8 protein-coding genes and 2 tRNA genes are annotated in these 7,222 nt (G+C 41.0%); 6 read left to right on the top strand and 4 right to left on the bottom strand.

Features of this window, described 5'->3' with window-relative positions; genetic code table 11:
• Positions 1 to 105 precede the first annotated feature (105 nt).
• The gene (locus QUF07_RS12700) at positions 106 to 360 is read right to left on the bottom strand and encodes a hypothetical protein (protein WP_217342415.1); all 255 of its coding nucleotides are present in this window, start codon (positions 358 to 360) and stop codon (positions 106 to 108) included.
• 126 nt (positions 361 to 486) lie between these two features.
• A complete protein-coding gene (locus QUF07_RS12695; protein ID WP_217161848.1) occupies positions 487 to 978 on the bottom strand; it encodes a hypothetical protein in 492 nt (163 codons plus the stop codon).
• 111 nt (positions 979 to 1,089) lie between these two features.
• Here QUF07_RS12695 and QUF07_RS12690 point away from each other — a divergent pair, with 111 nt between their 5' ends.
• Entirely contained in the window at positions 1,090 to 1,440 is a 351-nt protein-coding gene (locus tag QUF07_RS12690; protein WP_217161950.1) for a hypothetical protein, read from the top strand.
• Here the strand turns inward: QUF07_RS12690 and QUF07_RS12685 are convergent.
• Positions 1,437 to 2,210: a Cof-type HAD-IIB family hydrolase gene (locus QUF07_RS12685; protein WP_217161850.1), complete on the bottom strand. Its 774-nt coding sequence runs from the start codon at positions 2,208 to 2,210 to the stop codon at positions 1,437 to 1,439. The two genes, QUF07_RS12690 and QUF07_RS12685, sit on opposite strands and share 4 nt — an antisense overlap.
• 129 nt (positions 2,211 to 2,339) lie before the next feature.
• On the opposite strand from QUF07_RS12685, the gene QUF07_RS12680 reads away from it, so the two are divergent.
• Genes QUF07_RS12680 through QUF07_RS12665 form a run of 4 tightly spaced genes read left to right on the top strand, consistent with a single transcriptional unit; the run spans position 2,340 to position 6,629 of the window.
• A complete protein-coding gene (locus tag QUF07_RS12680; RefSeq protein ID WP_217342414.1) occupies positions 2,340 to 3,038 on the top strand; it encodes a C39 family peptidase in 699 nt (232 codons plus the stop codon).
• A 14-nt stretch (positions 3,039 to 3,052) separates the two neighbouring features.
• Positions 3,053 to 3,781, top strand: a complete 729-nt coding sequence (locus QUF07_RS12675; protein WP_054746517.1) for a winged helix-turn-helix domain-containing protein — start codon at positions 3,053 to 3,055, stop codon at positions 3,779 to 3,781.
• Positions 3,781 to 5,256 carry an ATP-binding protein gene (locus tag QUF07_RS12670; protein ID WP_289427717.1) on the top strand — a complete coding sequence of 492 codons (1,476 nt, stop codon included), beginning with the start codon at positions 3,781 to 3,783 and terminating at the stop codon, positions 5,254 to 5,256. The genes QUF07_RS12675 and QUF07_RS12670 overlap by 1 nt, the downstream gene beginning before the upstream one ends.
• A gap of 38 nt (positions 5,257 to 5,294) precedes the next feature.
• Positions 5,295 to 6,629, top strand: coding sequence for a glucose-6-phosphate isomerase (locus QUF07_RS12665; protein WP_217161856.1), 1,335 nt, complete (start codon positions 5,295 to 5,297; stop codon positions 6,627 to 6,629).
• 210 nt (positions 6,630 to 6,839) lie between these two features.
• Here the strand turns inward: QUF07_RS12665 and QUF07_RS12660 are convergent.
• Positions 6,840 to 6,913: transfer RNA gene (locus QUF07_RS12660), tRNA-Glu, on the bottom strand.
• A gap of 121 nt (positions 6,914 to 7,034) precedes the next feature.
• Between QUF07_RS12660 and QUF07_RS12655 the strand changes: the two genes are divergently transcribed.
• A tRNA-Gln gene (locus tag QUF07_RS12655) sits at positions 7,035 to 7,106 on the top strand.
• Positions 7,107 to 7,222 lie beyond the last annotated feature (116 nt).

The following is a 7,222-nucleotide window of genomic DNA, read 5'->3' as shown; positions in this document are numbered from 1 at the left end:
AAACATCATTTTACAGAAATTTGGCCATGGGCCATTCTTTATTTAATTAGTGTTGCACTTAAAGTGTAAATTCAAGATTTTAATTTGTTTCAATTTGCGGATGTGTCATTCCATGTTTGCCGTGTGGCTTTGTAGTGGGGCAAGGCTTTGTTTGCGCTTTTCCTCGTTGGCAATAATAAAGTAGCCCCGACTGCCTTCACGCATGGCACCGATTGGCACATCATACTGCATCAACAGTTTATTGAAGATAGCATAGACTTCCCGTTGTTCAATACCGGTTAATAGCTTTAACTTTTTGACTGTGATTGAATGAGCCATTCTGCTGAGTAGAAGATAAAAATTGCTGTCTTTGAAGTTCATATTGTTGGGAAACCGCCTTCACTTGCCTCTGATCATGTGGTAATTTTAATAATAAGATTAGTAAAAAATGTCAGGATATGAATAGGAGCGGATAAAAAGGGTTGCCGAAAATAAAAAGCCCTCAGGTTACTGAGAACTTGATGAGGCGTTATTCAACTGCCGGAGTTCAGACATCAATTGAATGAGTTGGGCGTGGTAAATATCAGCTCGTAAGGCCTCGTTTTGAGCACTGAACCAATGCTGTTTGGCTGGGGTGACATAGTTCTCCGGCACCTGATATTTATTAGCAATTTGCTGGAACGTCGTTGGATTGTCAGCAGCCTGCTGTAATCTATATAGAGGTTCTTCTTCAATAATTCGGACAACTTGTGGCCGAATTTCTGCTGGTAATTTTGGTTTAACGACTTTGACGATCGTTTGTTTAATTGGTTTATCCAAAATGGTGTTGGTTTGGCGTTGCGCGTCGGTCAATTCATGGACTTGATGACCAATGTAAAGGGCGCCACCTAAAATAATTGCTAATACGGCAATTAGAATATAAAGTTTGGTATGCTTGGCATGTTGATTTTGCTTCTTGGATTGTTGTCGTTGAAGCCTTGAGGGTGTTTGATCCTGCATAAACCACATCTCCTTGGAATCATTCTATTACAAGTTCAGTTTAACATTGATCTGGTGAGGTGGCGGCGCTGGCGATCGAAATTTGGGACTGGGGTTTCTGGAAGCCTCATCGTGAAATTGCCGAAACGCGGGCTAAAAAACAATGACCTGCATGCAAGCGCCGAACAAAGCAAGTGTACTTCTCATGTATTCCTGTTTCTCTGGGCAACATTGCCGAAATGTGAGCTAAAAAGCAACAATCTGCCTGTAAGCACTTTTTGTCAAATTCCAAATTCGGGAATTCAGCAAAAGGAGACTTACACTCCGATTGCTAAGCGCTTTTTAGCTCACTCCACAAAAATGGTGAGCCGCTTCGACCTTCTGAACGCTCTCGCGCCGATCGTTACGAACTCACCGTGGTTTGGCACCGCCTTGGAGTATAGCATGAAAAAGGTGGGTCGTGCAAGTCATCGTTTTACTTAAAGTAAATCATAGTGTTTCAATCCATTCACAATGCCGTGGTCAGAATTCTTGGTGGTAATATATTCAGCGTATTCTTTGACCCGGTCAAGCCCATTACCCATGACAACGGGATGATCTACATAGTCTAGCATTGGGATATCATTATTTCCGTCTCCAAATGCATACGTTGGAATACCATCAAGGTTGGCATTCTTGATGAGTTCCTGGATGCCCCGTTTTTTAGAGCTCCCCTTGGCAACAATATCCATACTAAATGGGGTATTCCTAAAGAAAGTAAGCGTGTCGCTGAATTTATCGATGTAGCGCTTGTCGGGGCCTTTTGTATTAATTAACATCATGACAATCTCATTATGTTCAATAAAGTCACTAACACCCAACGGAGGCTTACGAGAGTTGATGAAATGATAATTGCCCTCAACAATTTCGTTAATAAAATTAATTCGGGCATCTTGGCTATTCATAACTGTGGTTGCTTCGTCAAAACCTTGGGCGAAATTGACAAAATTGTTCACAACGTTCTTTGGCAGGACAGCTTTGTACACCGGCTTGCCTTCAAAGATAACGTAGCTACCATTGGCTGAGACAACCGTGTCAATGCCGGTCTGCTTTATTGTCGTAGGAATCTCAAACAAGTTTCTGCCGGTTGAAATAACCGGTAAAACGTTATTTGCTTTCAGTTGGTGCATCGCGTCAGCAACTTCTGGATCTACTTTGGTTTGTTCATTATACAGCGTATGATCCAGATCAAAAAAGGCAATTCCTTTATACATAGGTTAAACCATCCTATTCTTAAGTAGTTTTGATAATCAAACAATACTATATTATGATAACAATCTGCTTAGTTTTCAAGCAAGTTTGTTATTTTATTGGTAAAATAGAATACATATGGGGTGAGATGATTGGAAAAAACGACTATTGCCAATGAGAAAACAAATCGATTCTTCGTTCGTTTGCGGAGAATTCCAGGAGAACACTGGTATTTAGCAACTAACACTGAAAAAAATGTAATGTTAGATGATCGGGTAAAAGTTCCCGATGATATCAAGGCACAAGATTTCTTGATTGACCAGATCAGTTTTTTTAACAAACAAATTTGGTATCATTTTACCCGGGATGATTTAGTCGGGTGGTTGCCAAAACGCAATATTCGAAAGACTTTTAGAAGGTTAGCGGTTCAACCGGTTAAGCAAGCAACCCAATCCGACATTGATAATGAGTGTGCAGCAGTTAAAATGTTATTAACGAGTGCCAATGCGTCTATCACCGATGAGGCGCTCAAAGCAGCGGTTGAAAAATGGCGCAAACAGTCTGATAATTTAATTGATTTGAGTGAATTAATTATTTCTCAAACCCATTCAATTAGGGATCTGAGTCGGGCAAATTTTCGGCAGCTCAATAAACAATTGCTCAGAAGAAGGCCGGTTGTCATTAAAGTGGCTGGACTAGATAATTTAAAATCCAGCCTGATTGTTTTGACTGGATTTAATCGAAAGTTGTACTACTATAATGATCCGTGGACCGGCCGACTAGAATCTATCTCCCAAAACCACTTGAGAAAGCACTGGAAACGCGGCAACTTAGAAGCAATCAGTTATTAGGGGTGGTAATTAAAATGAAATTATTGATGATTGAAGATAATAAGTCCGTTTCAGAAATGATGCAGATGTTTTTCCAAAAAGAAGGCTGGAATGTTTCCTTTGCATATGATGGCATTGAAGCCGTTAAGATGTTCAATGAGGATCCCGAAAGTTGGGATATGATCACATTGGACCTGAATTTGCCCAAAAAAGATGGGATGGAAGTTGCCAAAGAAATTCGAGCAAAGTCCCAAACGGTTCCAATTATTATGTTGACCGCCAGAGATTCTGATAGTGACCAAGTCCTGGGGTTTGAAATGGGTGCGGATGATTATGTCACCAAACCTTTTTCACCGATTACGCTGGTTGCTCGGATCAAAGCATTGCAACGACGTGCGCACACTGAACAGCAAGCCGCAGTTGAAGATCAACAAAGCGAAAATGATGCTTTCCAAATTACTACCAAACATTTTAAATTGAACACCAACACGCGTGAAGCATATCTTGACGACAAATTAATCCCAGATTTAACGCCAAAGGAATTTGAACTTCTAAAAACCTTGGCTCAAAAGCCCCGTCAGGTGTTTTCTCGGGAGCAATTGCTGGAACTGGTTTGGGATTATGAATATTATGGTGACGAACGGACAGTTGACGCCCACGTCAAAAAACTCCGCCAAAAGATTGAACGGGTAGGACCTCAAGTGATCCAAACTGTTTGGGGCGTTGGTTACAAATTTGACGATAGTGAAGTGGATAGTAAATAATGAAAATGATTTACCAGCAACTGATGGCGTTCTTTTTGGTGATTGCAATTACCATCGTTCTTCTGGGACTATCCTTTAGCAGAATGTCCAAAACATTTGTGTATGACAACACCTGGAGCAGCTTGGAAAAGTATTCTGACAGTTTGATTCAGCATTCATTAAAAGTGGATGGTAAACATAACGGCAGAGTGACTTTTAACTTAGACAAAATTAAGACAACTCAGTCAATTTTAGAGAATCAGTCAGTTCATTTTACGGTTTTCTCAGCTAAGAACCAAGTTGTTTATCCAGCTGATGGGATTTCACCGCAGATTACGCAAAACGATTGGAAGCACCTGAAAAAAGATCAGATTGTCCGAAAAGTGAATAATAAGAATTCAAAGCTCAAAAACGGGAAGACCCGACCAGCGATGATTGAAGTCGTCAAACCATATTATTATAAGAAACGGTTAGTGGCTGCTGTGACTGCCGGGGCGTTTATTTCTGACGTTAATTCGAACGTTGCCAGAATTAATCGTGATCTACTAAAGGGGCTCTTGGTTGCTTTGGTCATCTCGATGGTTATCAGTTTCTTTATTGCTCGGCGCTTAAATCGACGGATTGCGATGCTGAGAAGTGGTGCCAATCAAGTTTCCAACGGGAATTATAAGGTCAGACTGAAGCCTGGTGGTAAAGATGAAATTGGCGAGCTGATTAACGACTTTAATCACATGACCGCGTCCCTCGAACGAGCGAATATCGAAATCCAGCGTCAAGAGGAACGCCGCCAAGAGTTTTTGGCCGATGCTGCTCATGAAATGCGGACGCCGTTAACGACTATTTCTGGGATTCTTGAAGGAATTAAGTATGATGTCATTCCCCAGGAGTCGCGAACAAAGAGTATCGAACTGATGAGCGAAGAAACCCAACGTTTGATTCGGTTGGTGAACGAAAACTTGGATTTTGAGAAGATCCGGTCGAATTCAATTCAGTTGGATAAACGACACTTTAACGCAACCAAGGTCTTTGGTAACATTGTTGATCAGCTGACAAATAAGGCTCAAGAGTCCGGTGACAAGTTGATTTTAAATGCCCCGGATGACTTGCCGATCTATGCCGATTATGACCGTTTTGTTCAGATTGTTTTTAACATTGTGACCAACGGGATTCAGTTCACAAACAAGGGGACAATCACGATTACCGGTGAACGGGGATATAACGAGACAATTGTTAAAATTGCCGATACCGGTATCGGGATGACCCAAGATCAACAGAAGAACATTTTTGAACGGTACTACAAAGCTGATGCCTCGAGAAGAAGCGGTAAGTACGGCGAATCTGGTTTAGGATTAGCGATCGTTCATCAGCTGGTTAAGTCACATGGTGGTAAAATTTCAGTAGCATCCAAAAAGGGGAAGGGGTCGACATTTACGATTATTTTCCCTGACCAGACGGCTGCTGAAAAGAAAAAACACACGTCTGGGAGCAGTGATTAATTAGGTATCATATTTTATTAAAAAGGTGAGGTTTTACAATGTCTTATATTAAATTTGATAGCTCTAAACTTTCCAAGTTTGTCCATGAGAATGAATTACCTGAATTGCAAGCAATGATCAATGCTGCAAACGACGAACTTCGTCAGGGAACCGGAGCCGGAAGTGACTTCCGCGATTGGCTGGAGCTGCCAACCAAGTACGATCATGAAGAAGTTGATCGGATTCAAAAGGACGCTAAAAAGATTCAAAGTGATTCAAAGTATCTCATCACTATCGGAATTGGTGGGTCATATTTAGGCGCCCAAATGGCCGTTAACTTTTTACACAAGAACTTTTATGAACGTAAAAATCAAGCTACTCAAGTTGAATTTGTTGGTAACTCTCTGAGCTCATCGTATATGAACGATTTGCTGGAATTAGTTGGTGACGATGATTTCTCCATTAACATGATCTCTAAGTCTGGAACGACCACAGAATCAGCAATTGCTTTTCGGGTTTTCAGAGAGAAACTGATTGAAAAGTATGGAGAAAAAGAAGCCAATCAACGAATTTATGTAACAACTGATAAAGCTCATGGGGCATTGCGTCACGAAGCTGATGTGAATGGCTGGGAGTCATTTATCATTCCAGATGGTGTTGGTGGCCGTTATTCTGTTTTGACGCCGGTTGGCTTGCTACCAATTGCCGTTTCAGGCGGTAACATTGTTGATATCCTAAATGGGGCTGCTGATGCTCAAAATGCGTATACAGATCCTGATTTGAAGAAGAATGATGCGTATCGTTATGCGGCTTTACGAAACATTTTGTATCGCAAAGGCTTCACAACGGAGATTCTTGAGAATTATGAACCGAATCTGCGGATGTTTGCCGAATGGTGGAAGCAACTTGCTGGTGAATCAGAAGGCAAAGACAATAAAGGGATTTATCCGTCATCAGCTAACTTTACGACCGATCTGCATTCATTTGGTCAATACATCCAAGAAGGTCTGCGTAACTTATTTGAAACTGTCGTTAAATTGGATTCGCCGGTTAGCGATGTTACGATTCCAAGCGCAGAGAAGGATCTTGACGGTTTGAAGTACCTAGAGGGTAAGGATCTCGATTGGGTTAACACAAAGGCCTATGAGGGCGTTGTATTGGCTCATACAGACGGTGGTGTGCCAGTGATGACTGTTCATCTGCCTGATGAGAGTGAATATTCCCTTGGTTACTTGATTTACTTCTTCGAGGTCGCCATCGCTATTTCTGGTTATTTGAATGGCATTAATCCATTTAATCAACCCGGTGTGGAAGCTTACAAGACTAATATGTTTGGCTTGCTGGGTAAACCTGGATTTGAAGAAATTGGGAAGAAATTGAATAAACGGCTTTAATCGAAAGGCACTGATGAGAAATCATTGGTGTTTTTTCAATTTGGAAAAAAATAGACCCAAACTAGACCTGGACTTTTGATTGGAAAATTCTATCTGGATTTGGCCCGATCGTTTTGCATATGAAAGGTTTTTGAGTGCATAAATATAGCCACCAAACATTGAACTATCAACGTTTGGTGGCTTCTCTGTACTTGCATATTCATCAATCTATCACCCGCACGGGGCTCGAACCCGTAACTCCGCCTTGAGAGGGCGACGTCTTAAACCAGTTTGACCAGCGGGCAATGCTATCAAACTCACTTAAATAGTTTATCTAAATTGGCGGGGTTTGTCAACTAAGAAAGAATAAATATAATGTTGACAAAAAGCCAAAAAATCGATAAACTATTTAGTTGTGATGTTCATTGGGTATTCGCCAAATGGTAAGGCAACGGACTCTGAATCCGTAATTTACTGGTTCGACCCCAGTATACCCAATAAGTGCTTTAGCTCGAATTTCATCTAAGCAGTGTAAAATAACGGTTCTACAATATCTGTTGTTGGTAATAGATTTTATCTATTACTGATGACAGATTTTTTGTTTCTCGTTAGAA

The organism is Lentilactobacillus sp. TOM.63, assembly GCF_030361045.1.
Lineage (GTDB): Bacteria > Bacillota > Bacilli > Lactobacillales > Lactobacillaceae > Lentilactobacillus > Lentilactobacillus dabitei.
This window is presented reverse-complemented; position numbering and strand designations above follow the sequence as displayed.